Source organism: Roseobacter sp. HKCCA0882 (assembly GCF_037805225.1).
Classification (GTDB): domain Bacteria; phylum Pseudomonadota; class Alphaproteobacteria; order Rhodobacterales; family Rhodobacteraceae; genus M30B80.
In genome coordinates this window covers 85,148-99,409 of the sequence record NZ_JBBLYI010000001.1, presented here as the reverse complement: position 1 = coordinate 99,409, position 14,262 = coordinate 85,148, and the positions used below count along the sequence as shown (strand labels likewise).

Genomic DNA, 14,262 nt, shown 5'->3' with positions numbered 1-14,262 from the left:
GACGGATTTTCTCCTAGGCTTGCGGCAAACGTGCCAAACCACATGACAAAGGACAAAGCCGATGCTTACCAATGATCAGCTGTCGAAATGGGATCGCGACAGCTTCATGCACCCTTCAACACATCTTGCGCAGCACGCCCGCGGCGAAAGCCCCAATCGGATCGTGCAAACCGCAAGCGGCTGTCACATCACCGACCGCGATGGAAATCGTTTTTTGGACGCATTTGCTGGGCTTTACTGCGTGAATATCGGCTATGGCCGTCAAGAAGTGGCCGAGGCCATTGCCGAGCAAGCCCGCGAATTGGCATATTACCACGCCTATGTAGGCCATGGCACTGAGGCCTCAATCACGCTTGCGCAGATGGTCATGGATCGTGCGCCCGACCATATGTCAAAGGTCTATTTCGGGCTTGGTGGATCGGATGCCAATGAAACCAACATCAAACTGGTTTGGTATTACAACAATATCCGTGGGTTGCCACAGAAGAAAAAGATCATCTCGCGCTGGCGCGGCTATCACGGCTCAGGCCTGATGTCGGGATCCCTGACAGGGTTGAGCCTGTTCCATCAAAAATTTGACCTGCCTCTTGATGCGGTCTTGCACACAACCAGCCCTTATTACTTCCGCCGTGATGACCTCAGCCTCTCCGAGGCGGAATTCTCTGCCAAATGCGCGGCTGATCTTGAGGAGCTGATCGCCCGCGAAGGTGCAGGCACTATCGCGGCCTTTATTGCAGAACCCTTGCTGGGAACAGGCGGCATTGTACCGCCGCCGGCAGGGTATTGGGAGGCAATCCAACCCGTTCTGCAAAAGCATGACATCTTGTTGATTGCAGATGAAGTGGTCACGGGCTTTGGCCGCATGGGATCAATGTTTGGCTCGCCCCATTATGGCATCACACCAGACATCATGACCATCGCCAAGGGCCTAACCTCGGCCTATGCGCCGCTCTCAGGATCCATTATTTCCAACAAAGTTTGGAAGGTTCTTGAGGATGGCACCGATGAATTCGGCCCCTTGGGGCATGGTTGGACATATTCCGCCCACCCCATCGGCGCGGCGGCAGGTGTTGCCAATCTCAAACTTTTGGACAGCCTGAATTTGGTTGAGAATGCCCGCGACACGGGCGCCTATTTCAACCAAGCCATGCGCACCGCCCTTGCTGAGCATGCCCAAGTGGGCGAGGTGCGTGGTGATGGGATGCTATGCGCGGTAGAATTGGTTGAGGATCGCGACACTCGCACCTTCTTTGACCCCGCCAAAAAGATTACCCCCCAGATTGTCGCCGAAATGGCGCGGCGCGGGGTGATTGCACGGGCCATGCCACAGGGCGATATCATTGGCTATGCGCCACCGCTATGCCTCAGCCGCGAGGAAGCGGATACTGTCGTCAGCGTGACGGCCGAGGCAATCAAAGAGGTTTTGGAACGACGTTAAATGAGGTCAACGCAACTTGGCCCCATTTCAACTCCATAATTTCTCAGAAAACAGGAGCTCTTAGCAGTATCACAGAATAGCTGCCCTCAAGCGTTGTAACTTTAAAAAACCGAGTTCCCTCAAGACCATTTGTCACTGCATTTTACCAGCATCAAAATACTCTTGAGAGACCTACACGCTCTTTTTGCTAACTTTTAGACGGACACGATTTGTGGCTTCTTTGGTGCCGTCATGATCTGTGCCAAACCAAACGTCTAATGGAACCTCCATAGTTCCATAGTTACATTCAAAATACCTATGATGTAACTGATGATGGAAGTCCGCCGAGTCGAGTAACGTCGTCTTTTTAGCCAGAATTTTTTCAAAACCAGAATGTGAAAAAGCTGGGCCAAGCGACGTCATAAATAGATGAACAAAGACTATAGCGGGTTCGGACGGTATCACAAAATGTATCAATACTGACGATTGATAAATTAAGTTTTCGATTGGATGCATTGAAATGCCAGACCATGGACCGGTGTGCACGTTCCTATGATGGGTACTGTGGACGTGCTTGTACAAGAAGGGATGATGCAGCAACCGATGGATAAAATAAAAGTGACCAGATCGAACCATTGGCAGCACCAAAAGCCATGCAAAAAATTGTAAAGGGTGGTCGTTGAATGGCATCACGCTTATCAAGCCATTGGCGAGAAGATTTAAATACAAAATCTCGTATGCCGTCCACACGGTAACACCGCTAACCAGGCTCCAAAAAATATTGTCATACACTTGGTCATTAAAACTGAAAAACTTGTTTTTTTGGGCCATTTTTCGTTTTAAAAATTTAAAGTCATCTCCCTGCATCCTTAAAGAATAAAGATACATATGAAGTGACCCGGCCACCAAAAATAGTATGGCTGAGTTACGAACGTAGGTTAAAGCTATAATTTCAGAACTTGGTTCCTGAAAGGCTTCAAGGCTAGGAGTTAAGTAATGATAAGCTCCAACCGCTAGTATTGCGATAAACAATGCCCGTGAAATGCTGATCCAACGGAAAACAATCCATCTGAACGTCTTCGCGACATCGATAGGCCACTCAAACAACGGATTGTATCGAATAGGCTCATTTGGACTATAGTTCCAAGATTTTTTATCAACGGAGGAATTAGCCATTTTTTATCACCAAGCCGAAAACACAAGACACCGTACCCAAGAGACCACCTAGATCGAAAAAAGCGAATTCGTCAGCGGAACCCGTATGCTACTGCAGAATTCGTAATCTTCATAGTTCTCAAACAGTTTTGACAAAGCTTACCTTATTATTTCATGTTTCTATAAGTGTAAGCTTCAGAGGCAGTGTACCTATGACAGAACTCAAAGCATGCCCATTTATGCGACTTCATCCTGATGACAACACACTTGTTGCGAGAATTAACGCTGATGAGGGCACAAAGATCGACATGGATGGAGGCCAGGTGCAATTGTCTCAAATGATCCCAATGGCTCACAAGATCGCCTGCAGGCATATCAAGTCTGGAGATGTAGTATTAAAATATGGCATGCCGATCGGCGTAGCTACAGTGGACATCGCGCCTGGCGAACATGTGCACGTCCACAACGTACGTTCTGCCTATACACCAAGCGTTGTATTACACGAAGCAGATGCCGTCAGCTGAGGAGAGTAAAATGATTGAAGGCTGGCTGCGACAAGATGGCAGAAAAGGTATACGAAACAGTGTTTTAGTAGCGTATTTGGTGGAATGCGCACATTTTGTAGCATCCGAAATCGTGACAGAGTTCCGGGGCCAAGACGTACAATTAATTGGTTTTCCAGGTTGCTTTCCTAATGAATATGCTGCGCAAATGATGGAGCGCCTCTGCACACATCCCAATGTTGGTGCAGTCCTATTCGTTTCTCTGGGATGTGAAAGCTTCGACAAAGTGCGTGTTTCTGCAGCCGTAGAAGCATCGGGCAGGCCCGTCCGCACGCTTGTAATTCAGAAAGCAGGTGGCACTAAATCGACAATAAAATTAGGCCAGGACTGGATAAAAAGCGCACTTTTAGAAATTGACAATGTTTCGCGCACACCGTTGGCACCCTCTGACCTAGTAATCGGGACGGTCTGTGGCGGATCAGATGGAACATCAGGCATATCAGGTAATCCTGCCGCCGGACGCGCATTCGATTTCCTAGTAGCAGAAGGCGCAGCCTGTATTTTCGAAGAAACAGGGGAGCTAATCGGTTGCGAAGAAATCATGGCAGAACGCGCAGTGACCCCAGAATTAGGGCAGGCAATACGAGAAAGTGTACTCAAAGCCGAACGTTATTATCAAACACTTGGGTATGGGAGCTTTGCTGCAGGTAATGCCGCAGGTGGGTTATCCACAATTGAAGAAAAATCACTCGGGGCCTATGTAAAATCCGGCAGTAGTCAAATATCCGGCCTTATCAAACCAGGCGATATCCCTCCATGCGGCGGACTGTATCTAATGGACGTGGTACCGGATGGAGACGTTCGGTTTGGCTTCCCGAACATCAGCGACAATGCTGAAATCGTTGAGATGATAGCCTCTGGTGCGCACATGACCCTATTCGTCACAGGGCGCGGCTCAGTGGTAGGCTCTGCAATATCACCAGTCATTAAAATTTGTGCCAATCCAGAGACCTATCGTGCCCTATTTGACGATATGGATATTAACGCAGGCGACATTATCGAAGGTCATCGTACGATCGACGAAGTAGGACAAGAGATTAGTGAACTTGTATATGCTGTCGCAGGCGGTCAACAAACTAAATCTGAACAGCTCGGTCATCGAGAATTCATACTTACCTACAAAAGCTTTGAGCCGATTGGACCAGCCTGTTTACCAAATCTTCATTCATAACTTGAGTGTTTATTGGCAAAGCATCCAATCATAGCTAACGGTTGCTCTGGGCTTTGAGAAACAAGCAATCAAGAGTGCGCTGATTACGTGGCCGGTTGCACTGATGCGTTGGGTGCTTTTGAGCCATATTCAAAAGGCACTACAGCGAGTAGAAAGCGCATAAGCGCGCCCCCCAGTGCGATCGCCGTCAACGCCAAGATCGCTGCGAATGACAGGGTAGGCACACCAGACAAGCCAGCACCCACGGTGCATCCGCCGGCCAGAACTGCGCCGAAGCCCATCAGTCCGGCACCAGCCAAATAGCGCGCGGTTTGGCGAGGGCTGTCAAAGCTAGACCAAGCAAATTGCCCCCGTAAGAGCGCCGCCGAACCCGCACCCAGCACTGTGCCTCCCATCAATCCCACACCAAAGCCAGGCGCAATGGCGGTCGAGGCAACAACCCAAAACAAAGTTTCGGTGACAGGTGCCGTGAAAGACAGGCTTTGCAATGCGATTGGATCGAAGTCGTCAAACAAGATATAGCCCGTGCCAACCCAGCCCAGAGGCACCAAAAGCCCCAACAGCGCTGCCAGACCCAGCATTCCGGCCCCAAGGCCCGAACGCCAGGCAAAGACCAATGCAGCGCCCGCAATCAGCGCCGCCAACAGGAGTGGCGTACCCGGCAGAGTAGGGGCTAATTCCATGGTGATAGCTTTTAAGCTAGTGTGCAGGCCCGACAGCACCCCTTTTAACGTGGCATGGGCGACAATTGCGAATACCACTAGCACCAGAAGCGCTCGCAGATTGCCGCTCGCGCTCAGTACAGTCAGCCGCGACACGCATCCGCGCGTCAAGATCATGCCAGCGCCAAAGGCGAACCCGCCAACGACAATGGCCACAACGGGCAGATTTGTGACCATGAAGCGATGACCTGCAAAATCGATCCAGCCCATCAGTGTGGCTGCCTGCGTACCCAGCGTAGCTGTGGCCAGCGCCATCAGCCAGATACCGGCGGCTTGACGGCGATCCTCACCATCGATCATCCGGCGAAAGCAGAGGCGCGTGATTTGCGCCAAAGCACCAAAGGCGCATCCCAAAACCAATGCAAACCACAGAGCGGCCTGAGGAGCAGTAAGGGTTTCAAAGCCCAGCTGTTCGAACATGGCGAATCCTCACAAAAGCGAAACTTTGTCCTCTTTTGCGAGAAAATAAGGTGCTGACAAGCCCAGAATAGCCCAGAAACACGGCTAAATGTGGAACATTTGTTCTGTTTTTTTGCATAGAGGTAAACGCCTTTCTGCCCAAGCGCCGAGGCGAGAGAAAATGGCCCGCCAGATCCGGCGGGCCATAACAATGGTTCTTTTTGTTTTACCGCCCGCGAGTGCCCATACTTAGTTGAAGCGCAGCGCGTGGGTAGTCAATCCTGGCGACCCAAAGGTAACGCTCTAATAGACCCGTAGCGGCGATATAACAGTGGCAGGGTGGGGTGTTAGAGCTTTTCGGGCGGGTGACTACCCTCAGCCCCAAAATGTAATCTGACGTGGATTTTTGAGGCATTTTCTGCTATCGTCATGTTGGAAGACGGCCTCTGCTGAACCGACACTCCAGAAGATGGCCTATCCCTCAAGTGGTCCAAGCATACCGTCTTCCACCCCCATCAACCACAGCGGCTTATCCCCTCAAAGCTTGACCAAGTAACCCTGTGCGCTCAAGCTCTGGTGAAACAGGAGCCACGCCATGAAGCGCATCATCTTAGCCACAACCATTGCAGCCGCCACATTCGCAGGGCCAGCTTCTGCAGGACAGAATGATGGATAACCTTCTTCACCCAGCTAATCACTACAAGCAACGATGCCCTAGATGTCAGTCACCACTGAACACGATTGTTGTGCATGGGCATGAGCAGTGCGCAATATGTAAGTCCAATATTTTTGAATGCTGTTCAGGCGATACTTGTGAGACTGACCACAACCTGAATGTGGGCTATAAGCGGGGATGAAATTGACGGGTCATTCCGATGGCCCCCTAAACCCCTCCTTTGGAGCCTATGAGTACGTGTCGCCATACGTACCACTGTACGTAACAAATGGTATTTTGTGGATTATATCTGTATATTTTATAATAAAATAAATGGGTTAGGAGGATTTGGTGGAGCCTAGGGGGATCGAACCCCTGACCTCTTGCATGCCATGCAAGCGCTCTCCCAGCTGAGCTAAGGCCCCAAAACCGTTTGCAACATTCGTTGCGATCTGCGGTTTATGGTGTCGCGCGGGGCAGATCAAGGGAAAAAACCGCCCCACACGCAATGGTCAGCAGAGTGATCTACTCTTCATCATCCGAGCCGACATCGGCAATGTCATCAAGCGAGACATTATCGTCATCGTCATCTTCGAGAAGATCGTCATCCAGATCGGAATCATCATCCAATACCAAATCATCTTCATCATCCAAGATCACTTCATCGTCCGCACGATCTTTGGCCTTGGCGGCAGACGCGGCAGATGGTTTTTCCGCAACCAAGCTGCGGCCACCTTTACCGGTGTCCAATGTGACCACCTCGCCCGTATATGGGCTAACGATCGGGTCTTTTTTAAGGTCGTAGAAACGCTTGCCTGTGGTTGGGCATACGCGTTTAACACCCCATTCCTCTTTGGGCATGACACCCCCTTCAATGAACGCTATCGAGAGAATTGCGATCCCCTGCCATAATGTGAATAGGGTGTCAAAGGCTTTCCGAATACTAATTCACGGATTGCCCGTTTAATTGACGAAAGACGGAGGCTTATTGCGATGCTGCGCAAGATATCATCTTGGATTCACCATTTGGATGGGCCACAGCCCGTTGAGGTGGTGATGAAGAAATCAGTGCGCGCCACGCGGTTTTCCTTACGGGTGTCCAACAGAGATGGCACTGTCAGCCTAACCATGCCCCATTGGGCGCTCGAAAGTGAGGCTTTGGCCTTTTTGAACGCTCGCCGTGAATGGTTGATGAGGCATTTACAAGACCGCCCAGCAGCACAGCGCCCTGCTATTGGTGCGGTGATTCCCATCGAAGGTGCTCCCCATCCGATCATCGAAGGCAGTGGCCGTTCGGCAAAGCTTGCCGATGGGTGTTTAAGCGTTGCCGATGATCCACGCCTGCCCATTCGCGTGGCAGCCTTTCTAAAAAACCGCGCCAATGCGCGGCTCCACACAGCCTCGGAATATTACGCGAATAAACTGGGAAGACAGTTTTCCAAGCTCACACTTCGTGACACCAAAAGCCGCTGGGGCAGTTGCTCGGCGCAGGGTCATTTGATGTATTCTTGGCGACTGATCATGGCCCCGCCTGAGGTGCTAGATTATGTCGCCGCCCATGAGGTTGCGCATTTGGCAGAAATGAACCACGGTCCAAAATTCTGGGCACATTGCGCCTCGCTCTGCCCTGATTATCAACGGCATCGCGCATGGCTGAAAACCCATGGGAACGAGATTTTAGCGTGGCGCTTTGAGAGCTTGCCAACAGGATAGGGTTTGTGATCACATATGGCCTATGCCGACTAACCTGCGCCCAACTGAACAAACCGTTGCGGTGGCCCATGAACGGGTCTATCGCGCTTTGCGCTCGCGCATTATGCATGGCGAAATTTTGCCAGGGCGGGCGATGACGCTGCGTGGAATTGGCCAAGAATTTCAGGTATCCATGACCCCCGCGCGCGAAGCGGTGCGGCGTTTGGTCAGCGAAGGTGCATTGTTTTTATCAGCTTCTGGCCGCGTATCGACCCCAGAACTCAGCAATGAACGGATCGAAGAATTGGCAGCGTTACGCGCATTGCTTGAGCCTGAATTGGCCGCACGCGCCCTGCCGCGGGCGCATATGGCCCTTATCGAACGAATGGAAAGCACTAATAGCGCTATTGCAGGGGTGATCCATACGGGCGATGCCATTGCCTATATCCGCCACAACCTTGAATTCCACCGCACGCTCTATTTGCGGGCGCAAGCGCCAGCAATGTTAGCTTTGGCCGAAACGGTTTGGCTGCAATTGGGACCAACAATGCGCGCGCTCTACGGGCGGCTACACCGAACCGATGCGCCACAGCATCATCGTTCCATCCTCGCCGCATTAAAAGCTGGAGATGAGCCAGGGCTGCGATTGGCTGTTCGGGCCGATGTCACCCATGGATTGAGGCTATTGGCCACCTGAGGCTGACCATTAACCATTGCTTAAACTGCATCAGGTTTTGAATGGGCCATGCGGTTTACAGTCCCCCAATCAGGAAACCGCCGTTAGACTTGCCCAAGGTTTTTTCAACTGTTGTGCAAGACACCCCAATGGAGAGATGCCGAATGCCTCCCCTGCATTCGGCATCTCTTTGTTTTAGACGCCGCAAGTCAGGCGTGGATCGCCCCATCCCCACAGGCCAATGCCGCCTCGCGCACCGCCTCAGAGAATGTAGGATGCGCATGACAGGTCAGCGCCAAATCCTGCGCACTTGCGCCAAATTCCATCGCGACACAAACCTCATGGATCAAATCCCCTGCCGCTGGGCCAATGATATGAGCCCCCAAAATGCGGTCAGTGTCTTTATCGGCAAGGATTTTCACAAAACCATCCGCCGCGAAATTCGCCTTAGCGCGGCCGTTGCCCATAAAGGAGAATTTCCCAACCTTATAGGCGCGGCCCTCAGCCTTCAGCATCTCCTCAGTCGCGCCAACCGAAGCCACTTCGGGGTTTGTGTAAACCACGCCGGGGATGACACCATAATTCACATGGCCATGTTTGCCCGCAACAACCTCGGCAACGGCCATACCTTCGTCCTCGGCTTTATGCGCCAACATTGGGCCTGCGATACAATCACCAATCGCATAAACGCCCTTAATATTGGTCTGCCAGTGGCCATCCGTTTTGATTTGTCCGCGCTCGGACAGTTCCACCCCAAGCGCATCAAGGCCAAGCCCCTCAGTGTAGGGTTTGCGCCCAGTCGCAACCAGAACCACATCTGCAACAACCTGATGGTCGCTGTCATCTTTCTTCAATTTGTAGCTGACAGTCGCATTGGTCTTGGTTGTTTTTACCCCTTGAACAGCGGCCCCAAGCGTAAATTTCAAACCCTGTTTTGAAAGGATTTTTTGGAAATTCTTGGCAACTTCACTGTCCATACCGGGGGTAATGGTATCGAGATACTCAATCACCTCGACCTCGGCTCCAAGACGGGCATAGACCGAGCCAAGCTCAAGACCGATGACCCCAGCACCAATGACAACCATTTTATTGGGCACTTTACCCAGAGCCAAGGCACCCTCAGAAGTGACCACGATTTTTTCGTCTACCTCAATGCCTTGCAGCGTGGACGGCGTTGAGCCAGATGCAATGATGATCGATTTTGCGTTATGGGTTGTGTCGCCAACCTTCACCTGCCCCGCTGCAGGGATGGAGCCGAACCCTTTGATCCAATCCACCTTGTTCTTTTTGAACAGGAATTCGATCCCTTTGGTGTTTTGGCCAATCACATCATCTTTATAGGCCAGCATACCTTTCCAATCGACCTTGGGCGCAGCACCTTTGAGGCCCATCTTGGCGAAGTTATGTTCTGCCTCGTGCAAGGCATGGCTTGCGTGCAGCAGCGCCTTAGACGGAATGCAGCCAATATTAAGGCATGTGCCGCCCAATGTGTCGCGGGCTTCGACACAGGCGGTCTTTAGGCCCAATTGTGCGCAACGGATTGCGCACACATAGCCACCAGGGCCTGCGCCAATAACGATAACATCATAATCTGCCATAATCTTCGCCTCCTTGGCGCTTGGTCGTGGCCCTGTATCAGGCCGAATTTGCCAAGCGCATAGGAAATTGGCGTGCGCGAAACAAGAATTTTCACCCCTCACCCCCCCAAAAACGGGCCAAAATAGCGCGGCTCAGGAGGTGATTTTCGGCTTTGTGATCACAAATTAAAAAACTGTGATCACAACCATAGCGATTGTCGCAAAGAACCCAACCGCCCAAATGACAGACCGCCAAGGCGTGAGTCCCTGCGCATAAGCCGGCACATAAAGAATCCGCGCCACCAGATAGGCATGGGCGCAGATTTCAGTGGCGGCATTAGATGCCCCAAGCGCTGTCACCAAACCCACCGCGATGGCAAAGAGGATCAATGCCTCAAAATGGTTGTTTAAGGCGCGCTGCAATCGGCCCGCCACACCCGTTAGGCTTTTGGCTGTATCCCGCGCACTCATGGAATACCCGACCCCGACCTGTAAATTCGCAACAACGCCGTAAAGTATCAGTTGGAATACCTGTAAAAAGAAAGCGAGGGCGAGAATGTAGAGCTCGGTCGTCAATGCGGTTTGCATGGCTAAGCCTTTCCTTGCAGCGGGCCAAGCTATCGCAGCTTGGGTGGGTTATCTGGGTCCGATCCCGGCGCGGGGCGTTCCCGTGGCTTTTCAACCTGTGGCAGATCAAAACGCAAGCCAACCTTCGCCAATTTCGCGACAAAGACCTCATGCGCCGGCAAAAACACCACATCAAGCATGCCCGCCTCAACGCCCGATAGATGGAGCGTTTCTGAAACGGCGCGCGCCAAAGCCGCATGCGCCTCAGGCGCTGCATCGATAAAGCATAGGATATGGCTGTGACTGCCATCGGCATAATCGGCTAAGGCAAGATAGGCACCTGTGGCCAATCCCGTCAGCCCTGCTAATTTGGCGTCCAAAGCAATCAACACATCTTGCGGCAGGCCGCGTGGTGCGTTCAGCGACACGGGGCGCGCATCTATGGATGTTGGCCCCTTCTCTGCAATATCGCGCAGCCAAATCATCGCAGCGCCGTCAAGCAAGATCTCGCTGGGCGCAACCCCAAGGTTCAAGCCCAGACCAATATCCTGAGGCGCCAACATTTTGGCCAAGGCCCGCCCCGTAAGCGCAGCATAGGGCGCTTCTACCCAGTCCACGAACTGAGACAGCCGCTCTTCTCGGTCAAAGGCTAAGACGAAGGAAACCCCCTCAGATGTCAGGATTTTTGGCTCAATCCGATCCTGCCCAGCGGCCATTGGGCGCTCAAGCAGCACGAATAGCTCGGCCCCCAAAAGGCGGTCATAGAACCGCAGTCGCGGCATCTGGGTATCTGGGTCTGCTTGCATTTGCGCATAGGCATGATCCAAGGGCGTTTCGGTCATCCATCAACACTCCAACATCTTGCGCAAAAGACGCGCAGGTCAGGATTATTCACCCCATCCCGTATTGCCCCGCCTCGGCCTGCGCAAGGGCGGGGGGCAGGATCACACGCAATCTTGCAACAAAATGCCAAACACTTTACCTATCTATAAGTGTCTTTCCTGTCGCGCCTGACGAGGTGGCTTATCAGCGCAGTTTTGACAATACATTGCTTGCCTTCCTTGTATTTTCGGGCATCTACCTGTTGATATCAATGACAGCATCCATTCTTCGCGAACAGGTATCGGCGTAAAAACTATGAGAGACGTGCAAATCGGAAATCTGACGGTCGGCAACGACCGCCCGCTCACCCTTATTGCGGGGCCTTGCCAATTGGAAAGCGCGGATCATGCGCAGATGATTGCAGGTATCCTAAAAGAGGCCTGCGAAAAGGCAGGTGCGCAGTATATTTTCAAGGGCAGCTTTGATAAGGCCAATCGCACCTCACTCAATGCCGCGCCCCCCTTGGGCTTGGATAAAGGCCTTGAGGTTTTGGCATCTGTTAAATCCACGATTGGCGTGCCTGTTCTGACCGATATTCACGAAAAAGAGCAATGCGCCCCCGTGGCCGAGGTGGTGGATGTTCTCCAGATCCCTGCTTTTCTGTGTCGCCAAACCGCCCTTTTGCTAGCGGCGGGAAGGACGGGTGCCGTGATCAACGTCAAAAAGGGACAGTTTCTTGCCCCGTGGGATATTCCCAATGTGGTCGCCAAAATCGAAAGCACGGGCAATGATCGGATCCTGCTCACCGAGCGCGGGGTCAGTTTCGGCTATAACCGCCTCGTGGTTGATATGCAGTCTCTGCCCGAGATGGCAAAAACGGGCTGCCCCGTTGTAATGGATGCAACCCACGCTGTGGCACAACCTGGGGGTTTGGGTGGCGCATCAGGTGGGCAGCGCGAATTTGCACCTGTTTTGGCCCGTGCCGCCGTGGCGGTTGGTGTGGCCGCGGTCTTTACCGAGACGCACCAAGACCCCGACAACGCACCTTGCGATGGCCCCAATATGATCCGACTGTCGGATATGCCCGCATTGATTGAAATGTTGATGCAGCTTGACCAATTGGCCAAAGCCAACCCAATCCGCATTTAACTCAAGCCCAGTAAGGTATTCGTCATGAAAAAACCCCTCGCCGAGGTCACCCCGAATACATGGGCCTTTTTGCGCGATCCCATGATCAAACCGACCGGATTTCGCGAATATGATGCACGCTGGCGTTTTCCCGAAGAGATCAACCTGCCGGGCGTTACTGCCTTGGGTCTAGGGCTTGGCACACAAATGCATGAGGCGGGCATCCACCCTGAGATCGTGGTGGCCAATGATTACCGCGACTATTCGCTCTCGGTCAAAAACGCGCTGATCTTGGGTTTGATGCAGGCGGGGATCAAGGTGCGGGATATCGGCCCCGCCCTCAGCCCGATGGCCTATTTTGCGCAATTTCACCTTGATGCGCCAGCCGTGGCCATGGTGACAGCCAGCCATAACCCCAATGGATGGACAGGGGTGAAAATGGGATTTGAAAAGCCCCTCACCCATGGCCCAGTCGAGATGGCGCGTTTGCGCGATATCGTTTTGGACGGCGCGGGCGTGGCGCGCACGGGCGGCGCGTATGAGTTTGTCGATGGCGTCAAAGAGGCCTATTTGGATGATCTCGTTGGCGATTTCAAAATGACCCGCAAGCTGCGCGTGGTCTGCGCCACGGGCAATGGCACGGCTTCGGCCTTTGCCCCTGAGTTATTCGCGCGCATGGGGGTCGAGGTGGTCGCATCGCATAATGCGCTTGATTACACATTCCCGCATTACAACCCAAACCCCGAAGCGATGGAAATGTTGCATGACATGGCGGACACGGTGCGTGAAAGCGGCGCTGATTTCGCGCTTGGGTTTGACGGGGACGGCGATCGTTGCGGCGTGGTCGACAATGAAGGCGAAGAAATTTTCGCCGATAAGATGGGCGTGATCTTGGCCCGCGATCTGGCCAAACATCACAAGGGTGCGATTTTCGTAGCTGATGTGAAATCTACGGGGCTGTATGCCTCTGACCCTGAATTGCGGGCGCTTGGCGCGCGGGCGGATTATTGGAAAACCGGCCACAGCCATATGAAACGCCGCGTGCATGAATTGGGCGCACTCGCGGGGTTCGAAAAATCGGGCCACTACTTCTTCGCGCCGCCTCTGGGACGTGGCTATGATTGCGGCATGCGCGTTGCGGTAGAAATCTGCAAATTGATGGATCGCAACCCTTACGCCTCTATGGCGGATCTGCGCCGCGCTTTGCCCCAAACCTACGCCACCCCGACCATGTCGCCCTATTGCGCGGACACGCAAAAATACGATGTTCTCGCTCGGTTGGTAGAAAAACTCGTGGCTTTACATGGTCAAGGCGGCTCACTGGGCGGGCAGAAAATCGTGGATGTCGTAACGGTAAATGGCGCGCGGGTGGTGTTGGAAAATGGCGGATGGGGCCTTGTGCGGGCCTCATCCAACACGCCAAATTTGGTGGTTGTCTGCGAAAGTCCCGCCAGTGAAGCAGAAATGCGCGCAATCTTCCAAGACCTAGACGCGATCATTCGAACAGAACCCGATGTCGGGGCCTATGATCAAACGATTTGAGACCACGAAAATAAACCAAAGATTTTTCACACAAGGGTCTTGATCCTACGACCCGCGCAAAGTAACTAGCGCGTCACAGTTGGGGTGTAGCCAAGTGGTAAGGCAACGGTTTTTGGTACCGCGTACCGTAGGTTCGAATCCTACCACCCCAGCCAGTTCTTCCCAAAACTGACCGC

13 protein-coding genes, 2 tRNA genes and 1 pseudogene are annotated in these 14,262 nt (G+C 52.8%); 9 read left to right on the top strand and 7 right to left on the bottom strand.

Features of this window, described 5'->3' with window-relative positions; all coding sequences use genetic code 11:
* The first annotated feature begins 61 nt into the window (after positions 1–61).
* A complete protein-coding gene (locus AAC622_RS00565; protein WP_340259836.1) occupies positions 62–1,438 on the top strand; it encodes an aspartate aminotransferase family protein in 1,377 nt (458 codons plus the stop codon).
* A 171-nt stretch (positions 1,439–1,609) separates the two neighbouring features.
* Here AAC622_RS00565 and AAC622_RS00560 read toward each other — a convergent pair whose 3' ends face one another.
* Positions 1,610–2,593 (bottom strand): sterol desaturase family protein, encoded by a 984-nt coding sequence (locus AAC622_RS00560; RefSeq protein WP_340254217.1) that lies wholly within the window; start codon positions 2,591–2,593, stop codon positions 1,610–1,612.
* Between the two features lie 191 nt (positions 2,594–2,784).
* Between AAC622_RS00560 and AAC622_RS00555 the strand changes: the two genes are divergently transcribed.
* Together AAC622_RS00555 and AAC622_RS00550 are read left to right on the top strand one after the other, a co-directional pair.
* On the top strand, positions 2,785–3,096 hold the full coding sequence (locus AAC622_RS00555) for a UxaA family hydrolase (RefSeq protein ID WP_340259835.1): 312 nt from the start codon (positions 2,785–2,787) through the stop codon (positions 3,094–3,096).
* A gap of 10 nt (positions 3,097–3,106) precedes the next feature.
* Positions 3,107–4,306, top strand: coding sequence for a UxaA family hydrolase (locus AAC622_RS00550; protein ID WP_340254211.1), 1,200 nt, complete (start codon positions 3,107–3,109; stop codon positions 4,304–4,306).
* Positions 4,307–4,389: 83 nt separating this feature from the next.
* Here AAC622_RS00550 and AAC622_RS00545 read toward each other — a convergent pair whose 3' ends face one another.
* The 3 genes from AAC622_RS00545 to AAC622_RS00535 form a co-directional block, all read right to left on the bottom strand.
* Positions 4,390–5,448: a YeeE/YedE family protein gene (locus AAC622_RS00545; protein WP_340259834.1), complete on the bottom strand. Its 1,059-nt coding sequence runs from the start codon at positions 5,446–5,448 to the stop codon at positions 4,390–4,392.
* A gap of 983 nt (positions 5,449–6,431) precedes the next feature.
* Positions 6,432–6,507 (bottom strand) — tRNA-Ala (locus AAC622_RS00540).
* A gap of 100 nt (positions 6,508–6,607) precedes the next feature.
* Complete coding sequence (locus AAC622_RS00535) at positions 6,608–6,943, bottom strand: TIGR02300 family protein (protein WP_340259833.1); 336 nt, start codon at positions 6,941–6,943, stop codon at positions 6,608–6,610.
* A gap of 132 nt (positions 6,944–7,075) precedes the next feature.
* Here AAC622_RS00535 and AAC622_RS00530 point away from each other — a divergent pair, with 132 nt between their 5' ends.
* Both AAC622_RS00530 and AAC622_RS00525 read left to right on the top strand, forming a co-directional pair.
* Complete coding sequence (locus AAC622_RS00530; protein ID WP_340259832.1) at positions 7,076–7,795, top strand: M48 family metallopeptidase; 720 nt, start codon at positions 7,076–7,078, stop codon at positions 7,793–7,795.
* A 22-nt stretch (positions 7,796–7,817) separates the two neighbouring features.
* A complete protein-coding gene (locus tag AAC622_RS00525; protein ID WP_340259831.1) occupies positions 7,818–8,471 on the top strand; it encodes a GntR family transcriptional regulator in 654 nt (217 codons plus the stop codon).
* A gap of 188 nt (positions 8,472–8,659) precedes the next feature.
* On the opposite strand, the gene lpdA is transcribed toward AAC622_RS00525, so the two are convergent.
* The 3 genes from lpdA to AAC622_RS00510 form a co-directional block, all read right to left on the bottom strand.
* Positions 8,660–10,048, bottom strand: a complete 1,389-nt coding sequence (gene lpdA / locus AAC622_RS00520; protein WP_340259830.1) for a dihydrolipoyl dehydrogenase — start codon at positions 10,046–10,048, stop codon at positions 8,660–8,662.
* 165 nt (positions 10,049–10,213) lie between these two features.
* Positions 10,214–10,615, bottom strand: a complete 402-nt coding sequence (locus tag AAC622_RS00515; protein ID WP_340259829.1) for an MAPEG family protein — start codon at positions 10,613–10,615, stop codon at positions 10,214–10,216.
* 29 nt (positions 10,616–10,644) lie between these two features.
* A complete protein-coding gene (locus tag AAC622_RS00510; protein ID WP_340259828.1) occupies positions 10,645–11,436 on the bottom strand; it encodes an SseB family protein in 792 nt (263 codons plus the stop codon).
* A gap of 128 nt (positions 11,437–11,564) precedes the next feature.
* Between AAC622_RS00510 and AAC622_RS12415 the strand changes: the two are divergent.
* The 4 genes and pseudogenes from AAC622_RS12415 to AAC622_RS00495 all read left to right on the top strand — a co-directional run.
* Positions 11,565–11,726: pseudogene (locus tag AAC622_RS12415) on the top strand (capsule biosynthesis protein); the annotation flags it as partial.
* A gap of 5 nt (positions 11,727–11,731) precedes the next feature.
* Complete coding sequence (gene kdsA, locus AAC622_RS00505; RefSeq protein WP_340259827.1) at positions 11,732–12,565, top strand: 3-deoxy-8-phosphooctulonate synthase; 834 nt, start codon at positions 11,732–11,734, stop codon at positions 12,563–12,565.
* Positions 12,566–12,589: 24 nt separating this feature from the next.
* Entirely contained in the window at positions 12,590–14,086 is a 1,497-nt protein-coding gene (locus AAC622_RS00500; protein ID WP_340259826.1) for a phosphomannomutase/phosphoglucomutase, read from the top strand.
* Positions 14,087–14,166: 80 nt separating this feature from the next.
* Positions 14,167–14,241, top strand: a tRNA-Gln gene (locus AAC622_RS00495).
* Positions 14,242–14,262 lie beyond the last annotated feature (21 nt).